This is a genomic window from Sorangium sp. So ce295 (assembly GCF_051527405.1).
Taxonomy (GTDB): Bacteria; Myxococcota_A; Polyangia; order Polyangiales; family Polyangiaceae; genus Sorangium; species Sorangium cellulosum_B.
The window spans coordinates 8,243,142-8,268,071 of the sequence record NZ_CP150324.1; the positions used below are offsets into that span (position 1 = coordinate 8,243,142).

A 24,930-nucleotide genomic window follows, 5' to 3' on the forward strand; every position below is an offset into this window, starting at 1 on the left:
CCGGCCGTCGTGCACGCAGATCTTGCGCGCCCCGTTCGCCGTCGCTGCTGCACCTGTTGGGCTCGACTTCGACGAGGTGTTGCGGACGCTGCTGACGAAGCTCTCAATCGAGGCGTTAGGCGTGCAGCCCGGTGGGATTGACGAGAACCGCGTCCGCGTGGCCGTGGCCGTTCACGGCCGCATCATCCTTCGGCCTCCGGCAGGCAGCAGACGGTGGTCGGGTACGGCTCGCCGCCGGCCGGCTCGCAAAGCCCCAGCTCGTTGACCTCCCATTCGGCGCGGATATTGCTGGCGAACGCGGTCACCAGGTCCTCATAGGACGAGTTTGCCGTGGCGAACCGTCGCGAACCGTCGGCTCCCCCAGGTTCTGGGAGGGGCGGGGCTGCTGTGCCCTCCGCGGGATCATGGCGTCAGCCAGGCGGTCTTGAAAAGCAGAAGCAGACCGAGCCGCACCCTACGTGCACCGGGTGCCCCTGCGTACGCCGGTGTTGTCGCCCGTCATGTCACCTGCCTCCGAGGCGCGCCAGCACGCACGTCACGTTGTCTGGTCCGCCAACCTCCCAGCGACCAGGCGTCCGGCCAGGGAGCCCGGAGGCAGAGATCTTTTCACCCATGGCGCCCCACGCCCGGGAGTGTCGTGTTCAGGGGAGAGCGCTCTACTTCCTCCCAATCGGACGCACTGGCAGCGCTCGTCCCCCCTTCCTCGGGCTGTAGCGGGAAGCTCGTCAGGGTGGCAGCGCGACGGGCGAGCTGTTCCCCCGCGACGGCGCGGACAGGGCGCGGCGGCCGGAGCTGCGGCAGGGGAGGCGGCGGGAGCTTCGCTTGCGGGCTCCTGGCCGCGAGCTCGGGAGACGGCACCACGGGAGGTGGAATGTCGAGCGCGCGGGGAGGTACCGTCGCCGGAGCCGGCGACGCCGGGCTCTCACGCCTGGTGATGGGCTCGCCGACCTGGACCACCACGGTATCCTCCGCGTCCGTTCGGCGGTCGTCGTGCAGCCGCCACAGGCGCTCCCAGTACCGCGCCGGCGTGCCGGTGAAGGTCTCCAGCTGCCGCGCGAGGCCGGGCGTCATGGGCAGGTCGCTCCTCAGCAGCGCGTCCACCTCCCTCGGCGATAGCCCCGTGCTCTCGCCCAGCTTCCTCCTCCACGAAGGCGTCGTCGCGCAGAACGACTCGAGGACCCTTCCCGGCCAGGGGACGGGGCGCCCTCGGGCGTCTCTCAGCTCGGCGAGCGCCGCATCGACGTGACAGTTCAGGAGGCGCCGGTAACGGTCCCGCTCCCCCGCTGCCTGCTCCTTCGCATCGGTGAGGGCTGCCTCCTCTTCATCGTGCGCGTGCTCGCGCGCCTCGCGAACCCCCCGCTCTCGTCCCAGCGCTTCACGCGCGGTGACCGCGAAGCCGATCGCAACGCATGCGATCATCGCGAGCCCGAGCGGCGAGACGAGCCACATTGCACCCACCATGTCTTCCATCTTCCCTCCTGAACCGTGAGCCTTCTTGTCCGATGCACCGCGGAGCCAGCCCTTGTGCTGCCCGACCTAAGGCATCCCCTCACATCCGCCGTTCGTCGCGCCTGCCACGGCGCGCCGTCTCGCCCCCGCCTCCCAGCCGCGCCAGCACACACGTCACGTTGTCCGGGCCGCCGTGCTCGTTGGCGAGATCGACCAGCAACTCTGCGGCGAAGCTCAGGTCGCGGTGGGCCTCGAGGATCCCGGCGATGCGCCGCTCGGGCACCGGGCCCCACAGCCCGTCCGAGCACACGAGGAGCAGATCGCCCGGCTTCGTCGCCGCCACGCGCGACTCGATCTCCACGTTCTCGTCGGCCCCCAGCGCGCGGGTGATCGTCCTCGCCCGCTTGCTCAGCGCCTCGACCGCCTCCCGCGCTCCGTCGCCGTCCCCGAGCAGCTCGGCCAGCAGCGTGTGGTCCCGCGTCAGCCGCTCCAGCTTGCCGCCACGCATCCGGTACACCCGCGAGTCGCCCACGTGCGCCATGTACGCCATCCCCGCTCCGAGCAGCACGCCCGCGAACGTCGTCGCCATGCCGCGCACTTCCTCTTTCTTCTGGCTCGCCTCGTAGATCGCCCGGTTCGCGCGCCGCACGCTCATCACCAGCCGCACCTCGTCACGGTCGTGCGGACTCCCCGTGCCGTACGGCCACGTCTCCTCGAGATCCTCGTCCTCTTCAAAGCAGCTCTTGACCACCTCGATGGCCATTCGTGACGCGACCTCGCCGGCCGCGTTGCCGCCAAGACCGTCGGCGACCATGAACAGCCCCAGGCACGGCAGCGCTGCGAAGCTGTCCTCGTTGTGGCTACGGCGCCGGCCCACGTCCGACTGCGCTGCTGCCTCGATGGCGAGCTGTGGATACACCTTCGTCCTCCTCGCGCGCTCGTCTTCGGGACGAGCCGAGCCATGGCGCGCCGCAGACAGCGGCGCGCGTTCCCCTGAATATGATCAGGCCGCGCCGCGCGCGGCCTTCGCTACGTCGCTACCTCAGCGCAGTCGCAGCGCTGCCAGCACCACCCCGCACAAGACCCCCAGCACGAACAGCACCGCGCCGACGAGCGCCAGGCGCGACCTGCGCTGGTCGACCTCACCCTTCACAGGCACCGCCCTTACCCACACGTCGTCGTCGGCCTGCGTTGTCTCGCGCTCCTCGGCGGCCCACTTCTCCACCCAACCCGCCAGCTGCACGAGCGTCGCCTCCAGCCGGGCGTCATCGATCCCGTGCGCTGCCATCGCCCGTCGCGCCTCCACCTGCGCGATGCGCTTCTTCTCCGCCTCCGGCGTCATCGCGCACCACACCGGATCGGTCCACCGGCCGACGGAGGCTTCCCGGGTGTTGGGCGAGACGCTCGTGTCCTTCGGCGTTCTCATCGCGCTCATCTTCACAGATCAACCGCGACCACGCACGCAGGTACGCGAGCTCCGCTTCCTCCAAGCGACCCGCCACGTGCGCCTTCCGCCCGTCCTCGAAGTCGCGCCCCGCGCGCTCACGCTCGCCCTCCCCGCTCGGCATCGCCTCCGAGCGCTCGGCTCCGTGGACGCTCGTCGTCGCCGCCGTGCTCGCGAGCAACAACGACATCGCCAACCACCCCGCATGCAGCTCTCGCCTCACGATCGCTCCCTCGTCCACGCAATGTCCGCCATCCACCTGCGCGCTCCTCGCTCCTCGCTCCTCGCTCGCGCCCCGCGCTCGGCCTCGCGCCGCGCGCACACGTCCGCCCTTCGTCGCGCCTGCCACCGCGCGTCGTCTCCACGTCGTCTTCTCCGCCCAGCTTCGTGACGCTGCGGCGGCGCACGCTCTGCCGCAGCAGCCGCAGCGCTCACGACCTCACGTCAGAACGCCTGCACCTCGGCCTTCACGCCCGCTGCTCCCTCGCCCTCCGCAGTCGCTCCAGGACCGCCGGCGCCCGCTTCGCCCAGCTCCACCGTCGCTCCTTCCACAGGCGGCGCCGCCCCCTGGTACGCGATCCCCAGCGCGTGACCGCCTCGACCGCCTCCTCCTTGACCACCGAGGCCTCCCTTGCCACCGGCGCCCCCGGCGCATGCGTCGTGCAGCATCGTCGCGCCTTCAGCTTTCGTGCCTCCAACACCGCCCGCCGCACCATCGCCGCCTTCCTGCCCGGCTCCACCCTTCCCGCCCGCTCCGCCGCGCCCCGTCTTCAGCGTTACCTGATCGAAGCTCAGCTCCGCGTTCAGGCTGATCAACGCGATGCTCGAACCGCCCGCGCCGCCGCCCCTCCCGCCGGCTCCACCGCAACCGCCAGGTCCGCCAGAGCCGCCGCTCGCTCCGCCCGCCGACGCTTCGCTCGGGCACTTGTCTGCACCCGCGCCGCCCTTCGCTCCGCCGCCTCCGCCGCCGCCCTGCGCGGTGGTGCCCTTCGCTCCGTCGCCACCTGCGGCGCCGACGTAACCGGACGCGCTGAGCTCGCCGAGACCGCTCGCACCCGCGCCGGGCATGCCGGCGGTGCCGTTGTCGCCTGCGGTCCCATCGGTGCAGACCATCGCCACTTCCTCCCCCTCACCCGTGCCGCCGTTCACCGTGGCGCCTGGCGAGCCTTTGACGCCGGGACCGCCGATATCCACTTCGCCGTTTCCACCCGAGCCACCGCGCGAATCGTCGCTCGCGTCCTCCGGCGTGCCGCAGTCGTTCTTCACGCTCCCGCCTGGTACGACGATCTCCGCCGAGCAGGCCTCGCCGCCGCTCTTTCCCTCGACTCCCCCCATCGCGCTCGTCTCGTACGCAGTTCCCTCGACTCCTGCAGCCGCATCCCCCGCCTCCAGCACGCACCGCGCGAGCTCCACGTTCACGTCTTCCGCCACCGCCGCGATCGACGACGCTCCCGCCAGTTCCACGTCATCCGGCTCGATCCCGCGCGCCTGCACGTGCACGTCCTCGACGCGCACGGTCGCCTCAGCTCCGCCTCCGCGCACCACCAGCGGGATCTCTCCTGCCTGTCCGATACCGAGCTGAGGGCGCTGAGCGGCGTCGTGGCGCTGACGGTCGGTGTGCTCGCCATTCCGCTGTCGTTGCTGGCGGATCGCCTGGGCCGCGTCCGGAGCCTGCCCCTCATGGCGACGCTGTGGAGCGTGGCGACGCTTGGATGCGCGCTGTCGGCCGACTTCGGCCAGATGCTCGTCGCTCGTTTCATCATCGGCGTCGGGGAAGCCGCCTATGGCAGCGTCGGTATCGCCGTGGTGCTGTCGGTGTTCCCGCGGCACCAGTGGGCCAGCCTGAGCGGCGCGTTCACGGCCGGCGGCGCCTTCGGCGCCGTGCTGGGCATGGCGCTCGGCGGCCACGTGGCGGCGAGGCTGGGCTGGCGCTGGTCGTTCGGCGTCATGGCCCTGTTCGGCCTCGTCCTCGCTGTGATCTATCGCTTTGCCGTCACCGAACAGCGGTTGCGACCAGCGCTGGAGGAGGGCCAGCGCGCCGCTGTCCCACGGCCCCCTGCGCGCCAGCCGATGACGTTCCGCTCCGTGCTGAAGGGGCTGTTTCCGACGCGTTCGGTCGTCTGTGTCTATGTGGGCAGCGGCCTGCACCTGTTCGTCATGGGGGCCGTGCTGACCTGGATGCCCAGCTACCTGAACCGTTACTACGGCATGTCGGTCGATCGGGCGGGCGCCGCCGCGGCCGTCTTCGTCCTGATCGGCGGCGCCGGCATGATCGCCTGCGGTGTGTTGACCGATCGGCTGAGTCGCGGCCAGCCGGCTCGCCCGTGGCGGATGGCGCTCGCCTACAGCCTGACCTGTTGCACCTTGCTGAGCGTGGCTTTCCGGCTCGAAGCAGGCCCCATGCAGCTCGCGCTCATCGGGGCCGGGACGCTGTTCGCCGGAGGCACGGCCGGCCCGGCCAGCGCCATGGTCGCCGGCATGACCGGGGCGTCGATCCACGCGACCGCGTTCGCGACGCTGGCGCTGGCCAACAACCTGCTCGGCCTGGCCCTGGCGCCGCTCGTGACCGGCGTCCTCGCCGACCGGATCGGCCTCCTCGGCGCGCTGCAGGTCGCGCCGCTGGTCGCGCTCGCGGCCGCGCTGGCCTTTGCCCTGGGCGGCCGACAGCATCCTGGGGCCCGGCGCCACGCGGGCGCGGCGGCGCTGAAATGAGCTCGCACCCGAGCATCCCCCGGAGAGCCGAGGACGTGGGCGCCGGCGGCACCCGGCCGCTGCCTCCCCGCTTCAACCGAGCCCTGCGAGCGCGAGCGCCTCCACGAGGTCACAGGCCAGGGCCTGGTCCGCTGTCAGCCGACTCACGACGGCCCGGGGATCCCGCGCGGCTTCGGGCAGGATGGCGGCGAGCTCGCGGGCGGCGGCGCGGGCGTCGGCGATGAGGCCGAGGCGAGCCAGGGCAACGGCGCGGTCGAGCGCGCTCCAGGCGAGGTGGAGGGGGACGATAGACTCGGCCTCGATGAGGGCAGCCGCGTAATCGCGGCGACGACAGGCGTCGAGCGCGAGGGCGTGCCGGATGGCGCCGGGATAGCGCTTCGTCCAGCCCCCGTGCTTGCGGAGGATGCTCGTGCCGCGCTCCCAGTCGCCGGCGAGCGCGAGGAGGAAGCCCGTGAGCATGCGCGGCCCGCCGAGCCTCAGGGCGATCTCGGCCTCGGCCAGCGCCCCGGGACCATCGCCGGCGTCGAGCAGCACGAACGCGAGCACCTGATGGGCATTGGCCAGCTCGGGCTCGATCGCCACGGCCCGGCGCGCATGATCAGCGGCCCGGCGAAGGTCGTAATCCCTTCCGGCCGCCGTCCACGACGAGAGCACCTGAAAGAACGCGGAATACACCAGCAGCACCCCATCATCGGGGTCGATGTTGAGGAAGCGCGTGCAGTGGTTCGCGAGCTCGGCTTGCAGGTCGCGATCGAAGGTGGCGAGCCACCGGGGAAAGCGCAGGAGCACTTCGTACGCCGAGCGGGGCGGATGGACGGAGCGCTCCTCAGACTCGATGGCATGGACCACGCCGAGGGGCAGCGTGACGAGCAGGATGGTGATCTCGTGGGCGATCTCGTCCTCGACGGCGAACAGACGGTCGTCGACGCCGAAGCGGTCGAACTTCTCGCCCCACACCTGGATCCCATACGCGGTGTCGTGGAGCTTGACCGTCACGCGGAGCGCGCCGGGGATGAGGCGCACGCTCCCCTCGACCACGTAGCGCGCGCCCCGCGCCTCGGCCTCCTCCAGGGTGGCGGCGCGCGAGAGCACGCGCACGCGCGGGGCGCGAACGAAGAGGTCGCCGAGCCGGTCGGTCAGGCCGTGGGCGACGGCGCGGCTCCGCGCGCCGGTCGAGCCCGGCACCGGCGGCTCACTCGCCGACGCGCCCGCGTTCAAGGAGGCGGAGACGGCGGTGATCGAGGTAAAGGGGAGGATCGCGACCACGGGCCCTTCGGCGCTGTCCGGGATAGAGCCCGATCTGGGGGAGATCGGACCCGACCAGTCCCCAGGCTGCGAATCCATCGAGGGGCGCGGGGAGACGGGGGGCTGGGCGGGGTCGGTCGCGGCCGGCCCCATGGCGAAGACGGGGGCATAGCGGCCGCGCGGCAGCTCGATGCGCACGGCGGCAGCGGGGCTCGCGGCGTAGCAGCGCTCCAGGGCGCGCCGGAGCTTGCTCATCTCGACGCGTACGATCGAGTCCTCGACGGAGTCGAAGCCGTCGGGCCGATCGAAGACGCGGGTGGCGAGGAGAGGTGCGCGCAGCTCGGCGCCGCGCCCCGCGAGGGCCTCGCCGACCACGAAACGGAGCAGCCGGATCTGCCGCGCCGACCCACCGAACACCGGACTCGCCACCACCCGCTCCAGTTCGGCCGCGACGGCCGCTTGCTGGGCGCTTTGCGGAGAACGCTTCATTCGTGTGCACATCCTCACCCGTGGCCCTTGTGGACGCAACAGCGCGCGTCGGACCGACTTCGCACCCCGGAGGACAGCGGGGGCACCTCGCCCCACGCCCGGCCGTTCCGCCGCGGAGCGCGCGAGGGGCGGCGCGAGCGCCGGCCCGGCGGTGCGATTCACAGCGAATTCACAGTGAAACAACCTGATAGCCCGCGGGGCTGACCTCTACGGTGGGCGCCCACGGCATGCGCGCCTCCGCCCCGTCAAGAGGGCAACGCGGGGCCCGCGATGAATCGCACCGAAGGTGACGTTCCGGCCGGGAGGCCGCCAAGGAGGACCCCTCCATCATGAACACATCGAGCTCCCTCAGAGGCGCGTCCGCCCTCGCCGTCACGGCGCTGGGCCTTGCCGCGTGTGCCGAGCCGGCCGCCCCGGGGTCGACCTGCTCGGTGCCGCCTGGCGCGGGCAGCTCGTGACCCTGGTGCTCGGCGTCAACGTCGCGCTCGAGGGGCTCGCGAGCCTGGGCCTCACCTTCAGCGCGAGGCGGGTGGAGGCGCGGGGCGACGATCCGGCGTGGAGCGCGCTCCTGAACGAGATCGAGCGCGACGTGCGCCGGCACACGCGGCTGGCCTCGCCGGCGCTCCGCGCGCTCGGCGGGGGCGCGCTCCCGCGCGAGGTGATGGGCGAGGTATGCGAGGCGCGCCGTCGCGACGCTCGGGGCGTCGGCTCGGGTCTCGCCCTCTGGGGCGTCGATCCGGTCGCGTTCTTCAACGCCGCACGCCGCGCGCCGCGAGACGCAGCCCGGGCTCTCGGCCTCGCTGCTCGATCAGGCCCCGATCCCGGGATCCCGGGTTCCGCGCTCCTTCACTGCCCGTCGACGGCCGGTGCACGGATGTGATTGAATGAATATTTCAACACAAAGGAGCTTTCAGCGATGCGTATCTCTCGAATTCATCTTGCAGCCACGGCGCTCGCCGCGGCGATAGGAGGGCTCTTCGCCGGCGCCGGGGGCGCCTTCGCGGAGGGCACTGATTTCGCCGGGACTTACGTGGCGAGCCTCCCGGATCGCGCGGAGATCATGCACCTCCACCGGGACGGCACGGCCGGGATGACCCTCTCGGATCAGGTCACGTTCGGCGCCGGCGGGTTCACGTTCAGCGACAGCCTGGGCTCCTGGAGGCGCGCGGGGAACCATACGATCTCCGTGCGCATGCTCAACCTCAACTTCGATCTGACCGGCGCAGCGCCCGCGTTCTCCGGGATCGCCGTCGTCGACTATGTCCTTGTGTTCGCGCCGAACAAGGACACGTTCACGGCGAGCTGCCAGGGCAAGATCTTCGCCACAGGCGTCGACCCGCTCGATCCCGGCGCCACGCCGCTCACGGAGTTCGATTGCGCTTACCTGAACGGGGTTCTCTACCATCGGTCTCCCGCGCCGTAGCTCCCGCGCCGAAAAGGCTTCCGGCGGCGTCACCGCCATGAGATAAGAAATAGTTTCTTCACGTTCGTTGGAACGGACCTGTCACGGGGCACCGGCGTGAGGACGCGCCGAGAGCACGGCGCACCGGTCCGTGGAAAGGATCGAAACCGGTATGCGCAAAAGGCTCCTGTTCGCTCTCTCGCTGCTCCCGCTCGCGGCCCTCGGGCTCGCCCTGCGGCCGGCGCCCACCCTGGCCGGCGGCTTCCCCCACCGCTGCGCCGGGACCTACCTGATCTCGGAAGCGGGCGGGGCGAGGGATTTCTGGACGTTCGCGGCCGACGGGACCTTCTTCGGGACCACCTCGACGCAGCCCCTCTACAATTTCTCGAACCAGCAGGGAAGCTGGGAGAAGGTCGGCAACAGCGGCGCTCGAGGCGCCCTGTTCGCGTTCGTCTACGACGAAGACAACACCCTGATGACGACGGCCCGGATCGATATCGTCCTCGACACGGTCGGTCAGGGCTGCGACGAGATCACCGGCTCTCTCGTCGTGCGCACCTTCGAGGACGGCGAAGATCCGCTCGATCCTTCGACCGACACCGGCGAGCCCATCGCCTCCGACACCTTCACCGGCCGGCGCGCGAAGCCGAGCCCGTGACCGCCTTTTCCATGGCGCCTTTGCACAAACGGCACCGCCTGTGCACAACCGTGCACTGACGACAGCGCCTCTCCGCGAATGGAAAGAAGGTGCGAGAACCCATTTTTCGATTTACTTGGTTTGCCCGGTCAGTAGCATGCAGACCAGCACTCCGTCGTCGATGTAGTCGGAGTGTTCGCGGTCGATTGGGAAGGTGAGGGGCGCGCTCCGCGGCTGAGACATTCAGGCAGCAGCAGCAGCGGAGCGCGGTTGGGCCCGGGGGCGGCTGATGCCCGGCAGCGCGGTGTGCGCGAACCCGGGCAAACGGGCCCGATGCGGCGGTGTGCCCTGATTTCGGCGCGATCTCGGCACGGGAGCCGGTGGCTCGCGCGGCGGCGAGCGCGAAACGCGAGAGACGCGCAGTGGCCTGCCTCGACATCACCTCCACAAGCGGCGGAGTCACACTGGCATCGATCTTGAACTGTTGAAGTGCCTGACCTGATGCATCTCCAGCCAGCGCAGGCTCCGCAGCGCGCGGCACACCCTATTTGAGCAAAAAAGACAGAGGACAAGACATGCGTCATCGCAAGAGCTCTCTTCTCGGCTATCTGGCGATCCCTGCTTTCTCCACCCTGCTGGTCGCGAGCTGCACCAGCGCCGACCCCTCCGTGACCGGCGGCGATCATGACGACGAGGCCGTGGGCGAAGCCCATGGCGCGCTCACCCCCGAGCAGTGCAACTACTTCGACGTCAACGGTACGGTCCAGATCTGTCACAGGACCGGCTCCGCGACGAAGCCATACGCGATCATCCGTGTCAACGAGCAGGCGTGCGTCAACGCGCACAGCGCCCACGGCCAGGACTACGTCACCAGCCTCGATCCGAGCTCGCCGCTCTACGATCCGACCTGCGGCGGCCAGGGCTGCCTGGCCGTGAACGCGCCGTGCGACCCCACGGTGCCGTGCTGCGACGGCACGCAGTGCATCAACGGCACCTGCCAGGACCTCTGCGCGGGGGTGACCTGCGCGGCGTCCGACCCGTGCCACGCGGCCGGCACCTGCGACCCGCAGACCGGGCTCTGCTCGAACCCCGTCGCCCCTGACGGCACCGGTTGCGACGACGGCGACGCCTGCACGCAGACCGACACGTGCCAGGCCGGCACCTGCACCAGCGGCAACCCGGTCACCTGCTCCGCGAGCGACGAGTGCCACGTGGCCGGCTCCTGCGAGGCCTCCAGCGGCGTCTGCTCCAACCCCAGCGCTCCGGATGGGATCTACTGCAGCACGGGGATCTGCAAGACCGGGGCATGTTACATGCCCACCCTGAGCTTCCAGGCGAATCAGGACTACGCCGGCTTTAACCGCCCCCAGGGCGTGGTGGCGGGGGACGTCAACGGCGACGGCAAGCCCGACCTCATCGTGATCAACGTCAGCGGTGCCAGCGCGAGCGTGCTGCTGGGCAACGGCGACGGCACCCTCACGGCCGCCGCCCCCGTCGGCGGCATCGGCACGAACCCCGGCGGCGTGGCGCTGGGGGACCTCGACGGCGACGGCAGGCTCGATCTCCTCGTCGGGGGCTTCAACGTCCCCGGCATCGGCGGCCTCCGGGTGCTGCTGGGCAACGGCGACGGCACGTTCCAGGCCCCCGTCCTCTATGCCGTGGGCAATCAACCGGTCGGCGTGCAGGTGGCGGACTTCAACGGCGACGGCAGGCTCGACGTCGTCACGGCCAACTTCGTCGGCAGCAGCCTGAGCGTGCTGCTGGGCAACGGCGACGGCACCCTCCAGCCCGCCGTCGACTACATCGCCCTCGGCGCCGCCACCCCCAACGACGTGGCGGTGGCGGACGTCAACGGTGACGGCAAGCACGATCTCGTCTCGGCCAACTTCAACGGCCAGAACCTGAGCGTGTGGCTCGGCAACGGTGACGGCACCTTCCAGCCCGCCAGCGTCTTCCCCTCCGGCGCATCCGGCGTCGGAGCCGTGGCCGTGGGGGACCTCAACGGCGACGGCAAGCCCGACATCGCCGCGGCCCACCAGAACTCTGCCAGCGTGACCGTGCTGCTGGGCAACGGCGACGGCACCTTCCAGGCCCCCGTCGTGTATCCCGTCGGCGGCGGTTTTCTCCTCGACGTAGCGATCGCGGATCTCAACGGCGATCTCAGGCCAGATATCGCCACGACCAGCTTCAACAACCGCGCGGTGGGCGTGCTGCTGGGCAACGGGGCCGGCGCCTTCCAGCCCGTCGCCCTCTTCTCCACTGGCAACAACAGGCCTTACGGCCTGGCGGAGGTGGACCTCGACGGCGACGGCAAGCTCGACATCGCCACGACCAACTTCCTCGACAATACCGTGAGCGTGCTGATCAACCAGTCGTTCTAGCTGGGACGGCGTTGCCAATCGGACGCCGCGCAGCGCTGTACGAGCCTGCGCGGCGCTCGGTGCGGCGACCGTGCGTCGAGGCACGTTCGCCGTTCTACTCGGCACGACATCCGTACCTGAGCAGCGCCAGGCTTCAGCCAGCTCAACGACGGGAGCATCCAGCTCGACCGCAGCATGTAGCGATCCCGGAAGCGCGGAGGCCGTCAGGGGCTCGCCTCCGCGCGCCGGCCGGGGAAGGTGTCGGAGGCGATGGGCCGGCGGGATGGTCGCGCCGTCACCCGGCGGGCTCCGGCAGGCAGCAGATGGTCATCGTCTCTTCCGCGCTCGCGCCCCCGACCGGCGTACAGTCCCCCGGCTCGCTCACGTCCCATTCGGCACCGATGCTGCCGAGCGCGGGTTCGGCAGCGGCAGGGAGGCAGGCGCCTTCTTGGCCGAGGTTAACCGCCATGCCGCCGATCCGCCTGGACGCGCCGCAGGCGCTGTCCTCGTAGGCCGATACGGTCGCCAGGCTCAGGCTCCCGAGCGTGGAATCCGGCTCAGGAGTCACGCGGACCCCCGCCCGCAGGGAATCGATGCCGACGAGCGGATCGGTGCACGCGCGGTCCTCCCAAGCCCACACGGACGCCTCGCACCGGCCCCCCCTCGGGCGGCTTGCAGGTGCACGGCGCGCAGTCGCGCGTATGGTCCACCTCAGTGTAGAAGACCCCCAGCTTCTCGGAGAAGCTCGGCCAAGGGTCCCCCGCCGCGACGGGCGCCTGGCACTCGCGGTCGGCCCCGTCCGCGAGAATGCAATGCCGCCACCCCTCGGGCAGGCGGGACTGCTGCTGGTCGATCATGCAGCGCTGCCCGTCCTGCGCGCACAGCGTCGACGACACCTCGCCGGAGCAGGCGATCGCCACCTCGGCAGCGAGCGCATCCGGAGGCGCGGGGGATTCCTCGACCACCGGCGCGCACGGCTGCTCGGTGATGGACCCGATGTAGAGCGAGCCGAGCCCCTCGGACGGCACCCAGCCCGGCGACACGCACGAGCCATCCCAGCCCGGAGGCGGCGCAAAGGGCGTCCGTGTCCCCGCGTTTTCTCCCTCGCACACGTGCAGCGAGCTCGTCGTGACGTCCAAAGGCAGCTCACAGGACGGCGCGGTGCACGCGCACACGGGACAAGAAGGTGCCTCCCCCGGGGTCCGTCCCACGAACGCAGGCGGCCCGTCGGCAATCCGTATCAGCTCGTTCGTCACGGGGATGGCCCAGACGAGCTCGTCGCACGATGGCGCAAGCGTCTCGAGGCCCGTCCATACGAGCATCGGCTCATCGAAACCACGCGGCGGCTCGGGCACGCACTGCCCCCAGCAGGCGCCGTTGCTCGTGCCGTTGGCGTTCACGACCTCGCAGGTCACTTCCTCCGCGCAGTCGCGGGCGCCGCCGCACCCTCCCGCCGCCGCCAGGCCACCCGCAGCGAGGAGCAGCCCCCCCGCCACCCAGCTCCGCATAGACCGCATCACCATCGCTCGTTCCCGTTGCCCTCTCCGTCCTACCAGACGTCGGCGAGGAGCACGCCCCCGCCCTCGGCCGTCGCGAGCCGCACCGCGCGCACGGCGCTCGCGCGGGCGGAGTCCTAAATTGGCCATTTCGCCACAGTGATTTCCCATGCTTACAGAGCAAATGAGGACACTACCCGCTGCTCCTGTTGGGCTCAAACACGGTCTGTCCCCACGACCCCCCTCTCCGGGGGCGTGCCGCTCCCTTGATGTGGACACACACCGCATCGTCATTCTTCGGGCTCTGGCAGGCAGCAAACGGTACGCGGGCGCGGTTGCCCGCCGAACGGGGTGCACTGCGGGTCCTCCCTTGCCACCCATTCCGCGCTCAGGCTGCCGAGCGCCGGCCCGGGCTCGACGTGCAGGCAGGTGTCCTCCGCGCCGCGGGCCACCTCCGCGGTCCCGATGAGCGCGCTGTCGCTGCACGCGCCGTCCGCGTAGGCGCTCACCCGCGCCTCGCACCGGTTCAGGCCATCGGACGCGCAGCCGCACGGCTCACAGTTCTTAGAATCGGACAGATCGCGTTGATAGAAGAGGAACCTCTCCGAGAACAGCGGAGGCTTGCCCGGGGAGGCAGGCGGGTGGCAGTCCAGGACACCTTGGTCTTGCGCGACGACGCAGTAGCGCCAGCCCGGGGGCAGATGGGCCTCTTGCTGGTTCAGCATGCATGGATCACCGGGCCCCGGGCAGAAGGCAGGGGCCACGCCACCGGCACACACGACCACGACCTGGGAAGGCCCCTCCGGGATCGGGGGCACCTCGCGGACCCTGGGCTTGCAGTACGACTCGATCACAGGCCCGATCCAGATCGATCCGACTTGCGAAGACGGCACGGTGCCTGGTGAGATGCAGCCCCCGCCCCAGCTGGGAGGCGGATTGAACGGCGTGTTCGTCGCCTCCGGGATCTGCTCGCAGGACGAGAGGGAGTTCGCCGCGACCATCTGCGGCAACGAGCAGTCGCCCTCGCCGCAGCTGCACTCGCCGCAGACCGTCTCGCCGGGCTGGATCGAGCGGAGTGTCACGAACGTGGACGGGGCGATGGGCTCGGGCTCGCCCGTGAAAGGGTTGTCGGCCACGAGGTCTTCACACGACGGCTCGGACTCCTCGGGCCCCATCCAGAGGAGCATCGGATGGGCGAAGTCCGACGGCACGTGCGGAACGCATTTGCCCCAGCAGACGCCGTTGCTCGTTCCGTCGGGGTTGACGACCGGGCAGGGGTCCCACGGGTGGCCGCATAGGTCCTCCTGGACGACGCAGCCCGCCGCGCCCTGGGCGCCGGCCAGGCCGGCCAGCGCGAGCGCGCTCAGCAAGCGCAGCATCCACCACGTTCTTTGCGCTCTCATCTCCACCTCACCGCCTCCCTCGGGCCGCCCGCTACGAGCCCGCGCACGTCCTTCGCCATCCAGGCGGCGCCCGGCGCGACGCACCCGTCGCCCCGGCGCCCACGCTCCGCCGGAACCATCACCTTTCCCGGGGCAGGCAGCAGATCGTCTCCGCGCCGTCGCCTTTTTTCTCGCCCACCGGCGTGCCCCCCTCCGGCGTGCACGGGCCGGGCTCGTTGACGATCCACGTCGCGCTCAGGCTGCCGAGCGTGAACCCCGGCGCAGGGTCCACGCAGCTCCCTGCCTCAGGGACGCTGATGACGAGGAACGGATCGCTGCACGCGTTATCCTGGTAGGCCGACACGAACGCCGCGCACTGGCTCCTCTCGGGCGGCTTGCAGGAGCATGGCTCGCATTCGCGCGTGTCGTTCACCGCCGTGTAAAACACCCCCACCTTCTCCGAGTAGGTCGGCCAGGGGTTCCCCGGCTCCGCAGGCGCCTCGCACGGGACATCTTCCCCCTCCGCGCGGACACAGTGCCGCCACCCTTCGGGCAGGTGGTCCTGCTGCTGGTAGAGCATGCAGAGCTGGCGTCCCAGCGCGCACAGGCCCGGCACCAGGCGGCTCTCGCATGCGACCGCGACCTCGAACGTGAACGCATCGCGCGGTACCGGCTCCTCCTCGACCACGGGCGTGCACGGCAGCTGGCGGATCGGACCGATCGCGAGCGAAGCGAGCTGCTCCGGCGCCACCCGGCCCGGCGACACGCACGCGCCGTCCCAGTCCGGCGGGGGCCCGAACGGTGTCCGCGTCTCCTCGGGCCCCTCCCCGCACAGGGGCAGCGAGTTCGCCGTCACCTCGGACGGCAGCGCGCAGGACGGGGGCGTGCACGCGCACGTCGGGCACGTCGCGTCCTCTTCTGACACCGTCCTCCCCCGGAAGCTCGCGGGCTCGTAGCCCAGCCGCACCACCTCGCCCACCGTCCCGGGGACGGCCCAGACGAGATCGTCGCACGATGGCGCGAACAGGTCGGGCCCCGTCCACACGAGCTCCGGCGCATGGAAGTTACCGGGCGGCGGGGGCACGCACCGGCCCCAGCAGCGCCCGTTGCTCGTGCCATCGTCGTTGAGGATCTCGCAGACGAGGTCCTCCGCGCAGTCGTAGTCCCCGCCGCCGCTGCACCCGCCGGCCGCCGCCAGGCCGCCCGCACCGAGCAGCGCTCCCCCCGCCAGCCACCGCAGCCCGCTCCCCATCGTCACCGCTCCTCCCGGTCGCCTCCGCCGCCTACCAGACACCGGCGAGGAGCACTCCCCCGCCCTCCACCGTCGCGAACGGCACCGGGTGCACGGCACTCGCGCGCGGGGCAGGTGCCCACCAGAACGACGAGATCGCGACCGCACCAACGACGCCCGCGCCCATGAAGCTCGCCCAGGCGGCGGTCTCAAGCGTATCGCGCGCGCGCTTCCTGTCGGCCAGCGCCGCGCACGCGTCCGCGTGCTCGGGGTACACGCACGCTGCCAGCCCGCCGCGCCGGTGGATCGCGTTCGCCTGCGCCTCCGCCTTGTCGCCGCGCGCCGCGGCCGCGAGCGCGAAGCCCGTCCCGAGCGCGACCCCGGCCGACGCGACCGCGAGACCGCTGACGCGAAGGACCGTGCCCGCCGCGGGCCCCCTGTCCGGCGCAGGGTCTCGCGGAGAGGGGCTCTGCGGCGGAGAAGGCGCGGCAGCGGCTGGCACGGGCGCGCGCGGCGCGAGGGCCGGCGGCGGCTTCGGCTCGAGGTGGAGGCCGATCATCGCCTCCAGACCGCGACGCGCCTCGAACGGATAGACGCCGTCGGCGTAGCCCTCGAGCCTGCCGCGCGCCTCGTGCCGCCCGGGCTCCACGTAAACGAAGTAGTTCGCCTGCCCCCGGCCGATCCGCCGGCCGTCGATGAACACCTCGGCCTCGGGCCGGCTCACCGCGATGGTCGCGGGCGCCACCTCGCGCTCCGCCCGGCGCAGCCCCTCGGAGAAGCGCCGCCGCGCCGCCGGCGCGAGCGACTCCGGATCGAGCAGCGACGCCCGCAGGTGCTCCGCCGCGTCCCGGAACCGCCCGAGCGCGAGCTCGGAGAGGCCGAGCTCCCCCGCGAACTCCGGTCGCGGATCCGCCTCCCACGCCAGTCGGTACGACACCGCCGCTTCGTCCCACCGCCCCGCGCGCCGCGCGCTCTCGCCCCGCGCAAACGCCTCCTCGGCCTCGGAGCGCGCCGCCGACGCGCGGTCTTCAGCATAAGGATCCTCGTCGTCAGCGCGCGCCGCACGGCTCCAGAGGACCGACGCCACGGCGACCGCGAGCAGCAATCGGGCGCCGCTGCACATTTCGCTCGCACGCTACACGACGCGCTCACGTGGTTCAAGCCACCCCAATCTCCAGAAGAGGCAGAAAAAGCGCCGCCATCCGTGGAATCGACACGAACTTCCCGCAATGCTTCCGTCCCCCTTGGCGGGAGCGCCGTGTGCGCGCAGGCGAGAGCGCAGCGCAGCCTGAAGCGACACGGCCTGGAGGTGACGATTTTCAAACGTCGAACGGGCTCGCCGCGTAACTGGATTGTATGGGGAAATCTCCTTGCAAGACCGGGCCTGCCAACGAGAAACCGCCGCTCACCCTGGAGGCGATCATGGCGGAGCACCAGGACACCATCCGCCGCTACGTGGAGAGGCACGGCTTCCGGGGCGCGGACCAGGAAGACCTGGTCCAGGAGATCTTCCACGGGGCCGCGCGGTCGCTGCCCCGATTCGATCCCCGCCTCGCCAGCATGCGCACCTGGCTGCTGCGCATCGCGTTCAATCTGATCTCCAACGAACGCAACCGCGCCTGCCGCCGGCATGAAGAGTTGTGGCCCGAGGAGGCGCTGGACGGGCTCTCCAGCGATGCGCCGGACTCCGAGACACGGCTCATCGCAGCGCAGCGAAGCGAGGTCCTCGCGGAGCTGCTCCAGGAAGTGCCACTGACGCGACGGGCCATCCTGGTCGCGCACGATCTCGAAGAGGAGACGATCCAGCAGATCGCCGCGGAGTACGCGATGCCGCGCAACACCGTGTGGAACCATCTCCGTCTCGCGCGGCTCGCCCTGAAGGCGGCAGAGCAGCGCAGGCGCGCACGGAGCCGCGGCCGCGGCGCCCTGCTCGCGCCGCTGGCCCTCGCCCTCGGCGCGGTCCATGCGCGCGCCGCCGCGGGGCCGCTCCACGGAGGCCGGCTGCGGCGGCTGCTCGATTGGGCTCGCTGCGCTCTCCGGCGCGCGCCATCCCACCGCGAGGCCAGCCCGACGGCGAGCTCGAGGCGCACATCGCGGGCGGCGACACGGGCCGCCGGACGATCGGCCGCCAGCGCCGCAGCCGGCGCCGTGGCGGGCGCGCTCGTGCTGCTCGCTCCGGGCGGGCGCGACGACCTCCCGCTTCGGCCGGCCCACGCGCTGGCGCTGCGCGCTCCGCTGGCAACGTGGGTGGTTCACGGAGGCCAGACGCTCCCCTCCGCGTCGGAGCTGCCGTCGGAGAAGCCGGCGGTCGGCCCCGCAGGCGGCGCTCTCGAACCCGCTCTCCGCGACCCGACAAACCAGCGCTCGATGCCCGGAGCTCCTAAGAGCGGCGGCGCGCTGTCGACGTCCGAACACCGGCTGATGCGGCGGGCCATATCCATGCTGGCCGCCGGCCGAGACGACGCTGCGCGGCTCCTGCTCGAGCGACACCGGCGCGAGTTCCCCCGGGGTATCTACAGGGGCGAGCGCGAGGAGCTCCTGCGGCGCCTATCGGCCGCTGCGCGCTACGAGTGACGCCGAAGCAGGCCGGCGCGCGAAGGCGAGCCCCTGACGGCCTCCGCGCGGCGGGTGTCCAGGAAGCGATCCCCTCCCCTTCTCCCCCCGCCTCACAGACATCCTACAACGTGCCGGCTGGCGGGGGAGACCGTGAGTCGCTCCGTCGAGCTTCCGGGATTGCTTCGTGACGTGCCAGTCCGGCCGGTCTCGTCAGGTGACTTACAGGACGAACCGCAGCGTGAGGGCGAAAAGGCGGATCAGAGTCCGTTGGGGATCACGGTGAGGGTGCCGGATCCCCCGTTGGTCAGGACGAGATCGTCGTACCCATCGGCATCCAGGTCCGCGACGGCGATGGCGTTGAGGCCGGGCGAGGTGCCGGTCGAGACGACGGGGCCCGCGACGAAGGTCCCGTTGCCGTTGCCGGTCATCGGGCGGACGCCGCCCGAGGACGTGGTGACCAGGATGTAGGCGTCGAGCTTGCCGTCGCCGTTGAAATCACTCGCCACGACCCCCAGCGCCGAGTTGGCGATCGCGCTGGACGACGCGGTGGACTGAACGCCGCTCGCGAAAGTGCCGTCGCCGTTCCCTCTGAAGAAGAAGAGGTACCGGCCGGCCGCGCCGTTTGAAAGGATGTCGAGCTTGCCGTCTCCGTCGGCGTCGCCGAAGGCGATGCCCGCCGTCTGGCCGTTGGCGGAGTTGGTGTAGGCGGCCGGCGCGGCGAACGAGCCATTGCCCTGGTTGAGGAGGATCGACAGGCGCGCAGAGCCGGGGCTCGTCACCACGAGATCGGAGGAGCCGTCGCCGTTCAGATCGCGGCACGCGATGGTCGACTGCACGCCGCCGGTGGCCGCGATGGAGATGAGCGTGGGTGCGCCGAAGCTGCCGCCGCCGGTGCCCATGATCACGCTCACCTGATTCAGGGTCACGCTGGTGGTAGCGATGTCGGCCACCCCGTCGAGATCGAAGTCCGCGGCGCAGAGGTGGACGGAGCCCGGGGTGCCGGTGGTGAAGCTCGTCGGCGCGCCAAAGGTCCCGGGCGCGCTCGGGCCCAGGTTTCGGTAGACGCTGATGCTCCCGTTGCTGGTGGGCAGGTTGGTCTGGCCGTCGACGGTGACGGCGTCGAGCCACCCGTCGCCGTTCACGTCCACCGCCACGACCGCATTGCTGGAGAGCGGGGCGCCCGTGGTGTAGAGCTCCGGCTGGACGGTCGCGTCGCCGTTGCCGTGAAACACGGAGAGCGACCCGGAGGGGGTCGTCGACGACCCGGATTCGGCGTTGGCCACCAGGATGTCGAGCTCACCGTCCTTGTTCACATCGGCGACCGCGGGAGCCAGCGGGTTGTGGGGCGCGGAAACGCTGGTCGGCGTGCCGGGGACCTGGCCGGAGGGCGGGTCCTGGCAGCCACCGTTCGAGCAGATTTCACCGGCCGCACACGCGCTGTCGCAGGTGTTGCAGTGGGAGGCGTCGCTCTGGAGGTTCACCTCGCAGCCGTCGGACGTGAGCCCGTTGCAGTCCGCGAGGCTGCCTTCGCAAGCCTCGCAGCTGGTCCCCTCGTAGGTGGGCAAGCACTCACAGGAGTAGCTGCTGAGACCGTCGGTGCAGGTCCCGTCGTTCTGGCACGGGTTGGGCGCGCACTCGTCGATCTCCGTGCACGTGGCGCCGTCGCCGGAATACCCCAGGTTGCAGGCGCAGGTATAGGAGCCCGCCGTGTTGGTGCACGTCGCGTTCACGTCGCAGTTGGCCGTGGCGGCGCACTCATCGACGTCCGTGCAGGTGACGCCGTCGCCGGAGTACCCCGCGTTACAGGCGCAGGTGAACGAGCCCGCCGTGTTGGTGCACGCTGCGTTCGCATCGCAATTGTCGGTAGCCAGGGCGCACTCGTCGTTGTCCGTGCACGTCACGCCGTCGCCGGAGTAGCCCGCGTTGCAGGCGCAGGTGAACGAGCCCGCCGTATTGGTGCACGCTGCGTTCGGGTCGCAGTTGTCCGTGCCCAGGGCACAGTCGTTCACATCGGTGCACGTCACGCCGTCGCCGGAGTACCCTGCGTTACAAGCGCAGGTGAAGGAGTCCGCCGTGTTGGTGCAGGCAGCGTTCGCGTCGCAGTTGTCGGTGCCCAGGGCGCACTCGTTCACATCGGTGCATATGCCGCTCTGGCAGGTGAGGCCGTCGCAGCACGGCACCGTGGCGTCGCACGGCGCGTTCACGGCCAGGCAGCCCTGGCCGCCCGCGTCCCCGTTGTCATCGCCGTCGGCCACGGAGGGGCCGGCGCTGGTGCAGCTCGCGAACAGCAGGCAGGAGAATGCCGGGATCGCCAGACAGCTGAAAAGAGAGCTCTTGCGATAGCTCATGGTTTGTCCTCTGTTTTTTGTTGAAGCCCCGGGGGAGTGCCGCGCGAGCCACCGGATCCCGCGCTGAGCTCGCGCGAAAATCAGCGTACACCACCTGATCGGGCCCGTTTGCCCGGTACCGCGCACATCACGGGTTCAAGCACGAGCAGCCCCCCGGGTTTAGGCGCGCTCCGCTGCTACTGCTGCTGCCTGAATGCCTCAGCTGCAGAGCGCGCCCCTCATCGTGCGAAACGACTGCGCACGATCCGCCGTCGATGGAGAGTTTTCAGCTCGCGTAGGATGCTCCAACCAGGCGAGCCACGTAAACAAAAAAGGGCGAAAAGGCGGGTCAGAGTCCGTTGGGGATCACGGTGAGGGTGCCGGATCCCCTGTTGGTCAGGACGAGATCGTCGTACCCATCGGCATCCAGATCCGCGGCGGCGATGGCGTTGGGGCCGGGCGAGGTGCCGGTCGGGACGACCGGGCCCGCGGAGAACGTCCCGTTGCCGTTGCCGGTCATCGGGCGGACGCCGCCCGATGAGGTGGTGACCAGGATGTAGGCGTCGAGCTTCCCATCGCCGTTGAAATCACTGGCCACGACCCCCAGCGCCGAGTTGGCGATCGCGCTGGACGACGCGGTGGACTGAACGCCGCTCGCGAACGTGCCGTCGCCGTTCCCTCTGAAGAAGAAGAGGAACCGGCCGGCCGCGCCGTTCGAGAGAATGTCGAGCGTGCCGTCGCCGTCGGCGTCGCCGAAGGCGATGCCCGCCGTCTGGCCGTTGGCGGAGTTGGTGTAGGCGGCCGGCGCGGCGAACGAGCCATTGCCCTGGTTGAGGAGGATCGACAGGCGCGCGGAGCCGGGGCTCGTCACCACGAGATCGGAGAAGCCGTCGCCGTTCAGATCGCGGCACGCGATGGTCGACTGCACGCCGCCGGTGGCCGCGATGGTGGTGAGCGTGGGCGCGCCGAAGCTGCCCGTGCCGGTGCCCATGATCACGCTCACCTGGTTCAGGGTCACGCTGGTGGTGGCGATGTCGGCCACCCCGTCGTTGTCGAAGTCCCCGGCACAGAGGTGGACGGAGCCCGGGGTGCCGGTGGTGAAGCTCGTCGGCGCGCCGAAGGTCCCGGGCGCGCTCGGGCCCAGGTTTCGGTAGACGCTGATGCTTCCGCTGATGAGGGGCAGGTTGGTCTGGCCGTCGACGGTGACGGCGTCGAGCCACCCGTCGCCGTCCACGTCCACCGCCACGACGGCGTTGCTGGAGAGCGGGGCGCCCGTGGTGTAGAGCTCCGACTGGACGGTTGCGTCGCCATTGCCATGGAAAACGGAGAGCGACCCGGAGGGGAACAGCAACGACCCGGATTCGGCGTTGGCCACCAGGACGTCGAGCTTGCCGTCGCCATTCACATCCGCGACCGCCGGAGCCAGCGGGTTGTGGGGCACGGAGACGCTGATCGGCGTGCCGGGGACCTGGCCGGAGGGCGGGGTCTGGCAGCCACCGTTCGAGCAGATTTCACCGGCCGCGCACGCGCTGTTGCAGGCGCTGCAGTGGGAGGCGTCGCTCTGGAGGTTCACCTCGCAGCCGTCGGACGTGAGCCCGTTGCAGTCCGCGAGGCTGCCTTCGCAAGCCTCGCAGCTGGTCCCCTCGTAGGTGGGCAAGCACTCACAGGAGTAGCTGCTGAGACCGTCGGTGCAGGTCCCGTCGTTCTGGCACGGGTTGGGCGCGCACTCGTCGATCTCCGTGCACGTGGCGCCGTCGCCGGAATACCCCAGGTTGCAGGCGCAGGTAGAGGAGCCCGCCGCGTTGGTGCACGTCGCGTTCACGTCGCAGTTGGCCGTGGCGGCGGCGCACTCGTCGACGTCCGTGCAGGTGACGCCGTCGCCGGAGTACCCCGCGTTGCAGGCGCAGGTGAACGAGCTCGACGTGTTGGTGCACGCTGCGTTCGCATCGCAGTTGTCGGTAGCCAGAGCGCACTCGTCGACGTCCGTGCACGTCACGCCGTCGCCGGAGTAGCCGGCGTTGCAGGCGCAGGTGAACGAGCCCGCCGTGTTGGTACACGCAGCGTTCGCGTCGCAGTTGTCGGTGCCGAGGGCACACTCGTTGATATCGGTGCAGATGCCGCTCTGGCAGGTGAGGCCGTCGCAGCACGGCACCGTGGGGTCGCACGGCGCGTTCACAGCCAGGCAGCCCTGGCCGCCGCAGGTCGGGTCGTAGGTCGGCGAGCTCGGGTCGAGGCTGGTGACATAGTCGCCGGCGTGGGCGCTGTGCGCGTTGACGCACGCCTGCTCGCTGACGCGAATGATCGTGTACGGATTCTTCGCGGAGCCGGTCCTGTGACAGAGCTGGACCGTGCCGTTGACGTCGAAGTAGTTGCACTGGTCGGGGGTGAGAGCGCCATGGGCTTCGCCGGCGGCCTCGTCGTCAGCGCCGTCGTCCGCGGAGGGGCCCGCGCTGGTGCAGCTCGCGAGCAGCAGGGTGGAGAAAGCCGGGATCGCCAGGTAGCCGAGAAGAGAGCTCTTGAGAGAGCGCATGGTTTGTCCTCTGTTTTGGTTCAAGCGGGAGTGGTGCCGCGCGATGCCGAGCCGGCGCTGGCTGAAGAAACCTCAGGTCATGCACTTCAACAGTTCAAGATCGATGCCAGCGTGAGTACGCCGCCTTGCGGAGGTGATGTCGAGGCATGCCCCTGCGCATCTTTCGCGATTCGCGCGCGCCGCTGCATGAGCCACCGGCTCCCGCGCTGAAATCGCGCCAAAAGCCGGGAACACCGCCACATCGGGCCCGTTTGCACGGGTTCGCACACACCTCGATACCGGACACGAACAGCCCCGAGCCCAGTCAAGCTCCGCTGCTGCTACTGCTGCTGCCTGAATGCCTCAGCCGCGGACCGCGCCCCTCACTGTCGTGACCGACGGCGACCACTCTGTCGAGAACGACGGCAGAGTGCCCGCCGTATACTACGGACTGGGCGAGTCACGTAAATAAAAAAACGCGTCAGCCCATGTGATTCACACCTGTGATTCACACCTGTGATTCACACCTGTGATTCACACTCGTGGAGAGGCACCATCATTTGTAGGTTGCACCGACGGTGACGTCGGTGCATAGGCGACACGACTCTCAACATATCGCTGAACGCTGAACCGACCCGGGTGACCGAACGCGATTCCGCTCCGAACGGCGCCACAGCGTTGGTCCAGCCGGCCTGCGAGGGACGGGAGCGACCTCCGTGAGCAGATACCACATCGGCTCGCCTTCCGCGGCGGCTCGTGACCGGGGATCGTACAACGCGTCAGTGAGCTATGGCCTCGGCGCCTTGCTCGCGGCGGCGACAACGCGTAGTGTGCCGGCCTGCGCTCGCAGGGCGCCATGAGCTTGCACGTTTGGCGCGCCGCTCTCCCCGATTCTCACAGGAAGGATGACCGATGCTCCGCAACACGAAGATCAACGCGCTTCGAATCGCCCAGCTCACCGTTGCCACCCTCATGGCCGCCGCAGTCCCGGTGTGCTTCACCCTCGCTGCGCCCGCGCGCGCAGCGATCATCGACGTTCAATGCGTGGGATCCTTCAGCCGAGCCTTCAGCCCGGCCGTCACCGCCACCCCGCAGAACGTCACGGTGACCGAAGCCTTCGACTACGACACCTGCGTGATCGGCCCCAGCGCCACCGGCGCCGCCGCCATCAATGTATCCCTCAGCTGCGTGCCCGTCACCGCGGGTCCGCCGGAGACCGAGACGGTCACCTGGAACGACGCCACCGGCGGCACCAGCACCATCACCTGGTCAGCCCCCACCGTCGTCGGCCAGACCGCCCTCTTCTCCGGAACGGTCACCGCCGGGCGCTACGCCGGAGACTCTGCCACCAAGGTCACCTCCGGGGTCAGCTATGTCGGCAGCGTCGTTGGATGCCTGCTCGGCACGCCCATCAGCAACACCACAGGCCTGGTCGACAGCATCGTGCTCACCCAATGATCGCACGCGGGAAGAAGGAACCCCGAACCGGTCGGAGACGTCACGCCCCCACGGAGGAACCTGCCTTGGGTTGACAGGACCTTGTTCTCTGCGGTTTGCCGTGCGCCGCAACCTCGCGAGCGCGCCCGCGCGCCTCCTGTCCGCTGCCCAGCCCCCTCTGTGCCGATCCGCAGCTTCAGACGCACGGAACCAGGGAGGAACCTAGGCGACGCGGTACTAGCGAGATTCCCCTG

20 protein-coding genes are annotated in these 24,930 nt (G+C 70.4%); 7 read left to right on the forward strand and 13 right to left on the reverse strand.

Annotated elements, in window-relative coordinates; all coding sequences use genetic code 11:
- Positions 1-182: 182 nt before the first annotated feature.
- From WMF11_RS31020 to WMF11_RS31040, 5 genes are all read right to left on the reverse strand, one after another.
- Positions 183-305 (reverse strand): hypothetical protein, encoded by a 123-nt coding sequence (locus WMF11_RS31020; protein ID WP_437902852.1) that lies wholly within the window; start codon positions 303-305, stop codon positions 183-185.
- 301 nt (positions 306-606) lie between these two features.
- Positions 607-1,470, reverse strand: a complete 864-nt coding sequence (locus tag WMF11_RS31025; protein ID WP_437973300.1) for a helix-turn-helix transcriptional regulator — start codon at positions 1,468-1,470, stop codon at positions 607-609.
- A 79-nt stretch (positions 1,471-1,549) separates the two neighbouring features.
- A complete protein-coding gene (locus tag WMF11_RS31030; protein WP_437973301.1) occupies positions 1,550-2,368 on the reverse strand; it encodes a PP2C family protein-serine/threonine phosphatase in 819 nt (272 codons plus the stop codon).
- 123 nt (positions 2,369-2,491) lie between these two features.
- Positions 2,492-2,875, reverse strand: coding sequence for a hypothetical protein (locus WMF11_RS31035; protein ID WP_437902855.1), 384 nt, complete (start codon positions 2,873-2,875; stop codon positions 2,492-2,494).
- 462 nt (positions 2,876-3,337) lie between these two features.
- Positions 3,338-4,408 (reverse strand): hypothetical protein, encoded by a 1,071-nt coding sequence (locus WMF11_RS31040; protein ID WP_437973302.1) that lies wholly within the window; start codon positions 4,406-4,408, stop codon positions 3,338-3,340.
- On the opposite strand from WMF11_RS31040, the gene WMF11_RS31045 reads away from it, so the two are divergent.
- Positions 4,388-5,605 (forward strand): MFS transporter, encoded by a 1,218-nt coding sequence (locus WMF11_RS31045; RefSeq protein WP_437973303.1) that lies wholly within the window; start codon positions 4,388-4,390, stop codon positions 5,603-5,605. The genes WMF11_RS31040 and WMF11_RS31045 overlap by 21 nt on opposite strands.
- A gap of 72 nt (positions 5,606-5,677) precedes the next feature.
- Here the strand turns inward: WMF11_RS31045 and WMF11_RS31050 are convergent, their stop codons facing one another.
- On the reverse strand, positions 5,678-7,339 hold the full coding sequence (locus tag WMF11_RS31050; RefSeq protein WP_437973304.1) for a hypothetical protein: 1,662 nt from the start codon (positions 7,337-7,339) through the stop codon (positions 5,678-5,680).
- 394 nt (positions 7,340-7,733) lie between these two features.
- Between WMF11_RS31050 and WMF11_RS31055 the strand changes: the two genes are divergently transcribed.
- The 4 genes from WMF11_RS31055 to WMF11_RS31070 all read left to right on the forward strand — a co-directional run bounded on the left by WMF11_RS31055 (position 7,734) and on the right by WMF11_RS31070 (position 11,759).
- On the forward strand, positions 7,734-8,219 hold the full coding sequence (locus tag WMF11_RS31055) for a hypothetical protein (RefSeq protein ID WP_437973305.1): 486 nt from the start codon (positions 7,734-7,736) through the stop codon (positions 8,217-8,219).
- A gap of 36 nt (positions 8,220-8,255) precedes the next feature.
- Positions 8,256-8,762, forward strand: coding sequence for a hypothetical protein (locus WMF11_RS31060; protein WP_437973306.1), 507 nt, complete (start codon positions 8,256-8,258; stop codon positions 8,760-8,762).
- A gap of 151 nt (positions 8,763-8,913) precedes the next feature.
- Positions 8,914-9,399, forward strand: coding sequence for a hypothetical protein (locus WMF11_RS31065; RefSeq protein WP_437973307.1), 486 nt, complete (start codon positions 8,914-8,916; stop codon positions 9,397-9,399).
- A gap of 554 nt (positions 9,400-9,953) precedes the next feature.
- Positions 9,954-11,759, forward strand: a complete 1,806-nt coding sequence (locus WMF11_RS31070; protein ID WP_437973308.1) for an FG-GAP repeat domain-containing protein — start codon at positions 9,954-9,956, stop codon at positions 11,757-11,759.
- Between the two features lie 274 nt (positions 11,760-12,033).
- Here the strand turns inward: WMF11_RS31070 and WMF11_RS31075 are convergent, their stop codons facing one another.
- The 5 genes from WMF11_RS31075 to WMF11_RS31095 form a co-directional block, all read right to left on the reverse strand.
- Positions 12,034-12,306, reverse strand: a complete 273-nt coding sequence (locus WMF11_RS31075) for a hypothetical protein (RefSeq protein ID WP_437973309.1) — start codon at positions 12,304-12,306, stop codon at positions 12,034-12,036.
- Complete coding sequence (locus WMF11_RS31080) at positions 12,296-13,261, reverse strand: hypothetical protein (RefSeq protein ID WP_437973310.1); 966 nt, start codon at positions 13,259-13,261, stop codon at positions 12,296-12,298. The genes WMF11_RS31075 and WMF11_RS31080 overlap by 11 nt, the downstream gene beginning before the upstream one ends.
- 263 nt (positions 13,262-13,524) lie before the next feature.
- The gene (locus WMF11_RS31085; RefSeq protein WP_437973311.1) at positions 13,525-14,637 is read right to left on the reverse strand and encodes a hypothetical protein; all 1,113 of its coding nucleotides are present in this window, start codon (positions 14,635-14,637) and stop codon (positions 13,525-13,527) included.
- Between the two features lie 118 nt (positions 14,638-14,755).
- On the reverse strand, positions 14,756-15,868 hold the full coding sequence (locus WMF11_RS31090) for a hypothetical protein (RefSeq protein ID WP_437902857.1): 1,113 nt from the start codon (positions 15,866-15,868) through the stop codon (positions 14,756-14,758).
- 31 nt (positions 15,869-15,899) lie between these two features.
- Positions 15,900-16,970 (reverse strand): hypothetical protein, encoded by a 1,071-nt coding sequence (locus WMF11_RS31095; RefSeq protein WP_437973312.1) that lies wholly within the window; start codon positions 16,968-16,970, stop codon positions 15,900-15,902.
- Positions 16,971-17,203: 233 nt separating this feature from the next.
- Here WMF11_RS31095 and WMF11_RS31100 point away from each other — a divergent pair, with 233 nt between their 5' ends.
- On the forward strand, positions 17,204-18,421 hold the full coding sequence (locus tag WMF11_RS31100; RefSeq protein ID WP_437902859.1) for an RNA polymerase sigma factor: 1,218 nt from the start codon (positions 17,204-17,206) through the stop codon (positions 18,419-18,421).
- 239 nt (positions 18,422-18,660) lie between these two features.
- Here WMF11_RS31100 and WMF11_RS31105 read toward each other — a convergent pair whose 3' ends face one another.
- Positions 18,661-20,751, reverse strand: a complete 2,091-nt coding sequence (locus WMF11_RS31105) for an FG-GAP-like repeat-containing protein (protein WP_437973313.1) — start codon at positions 20,749-20,751, stop codon at positions 18,661-18,663.
- Between the two features lie 328 nt (positions 20,752-21,079).
- Positions 21,080-23,260: an FG-GAP-like repeat-containing protein gene (locus WMF11_RS31110; RefSeq protein ID WP_437973314.1), complete on the reverse strand. Its 2,181-nt coding sequence runs from the start codon at positions 23,258-23,260 to the stop codon at positions 21,080-21,082.
- Between the two features lie 891 nt (positions 23,261-24,151).
- Here WMF11_RS31110 and WMF11_RS31115 point away from each other — a divergent pair.
- The gene (locus tag WMF11_RS31115) at positions 24,152-24,697 is read left to right on the forward strand and encodes a hypothetical protein (protein ID WP_437973315.1); all 546 of its coding nucleotides are present in this window, start codon (positions 24,152-24,154) and stop codon (positions 24,695-24,697) included.
- The last annotated feature ends 233 nt before the right edge of the window (positions 24,698-24,930 follow it).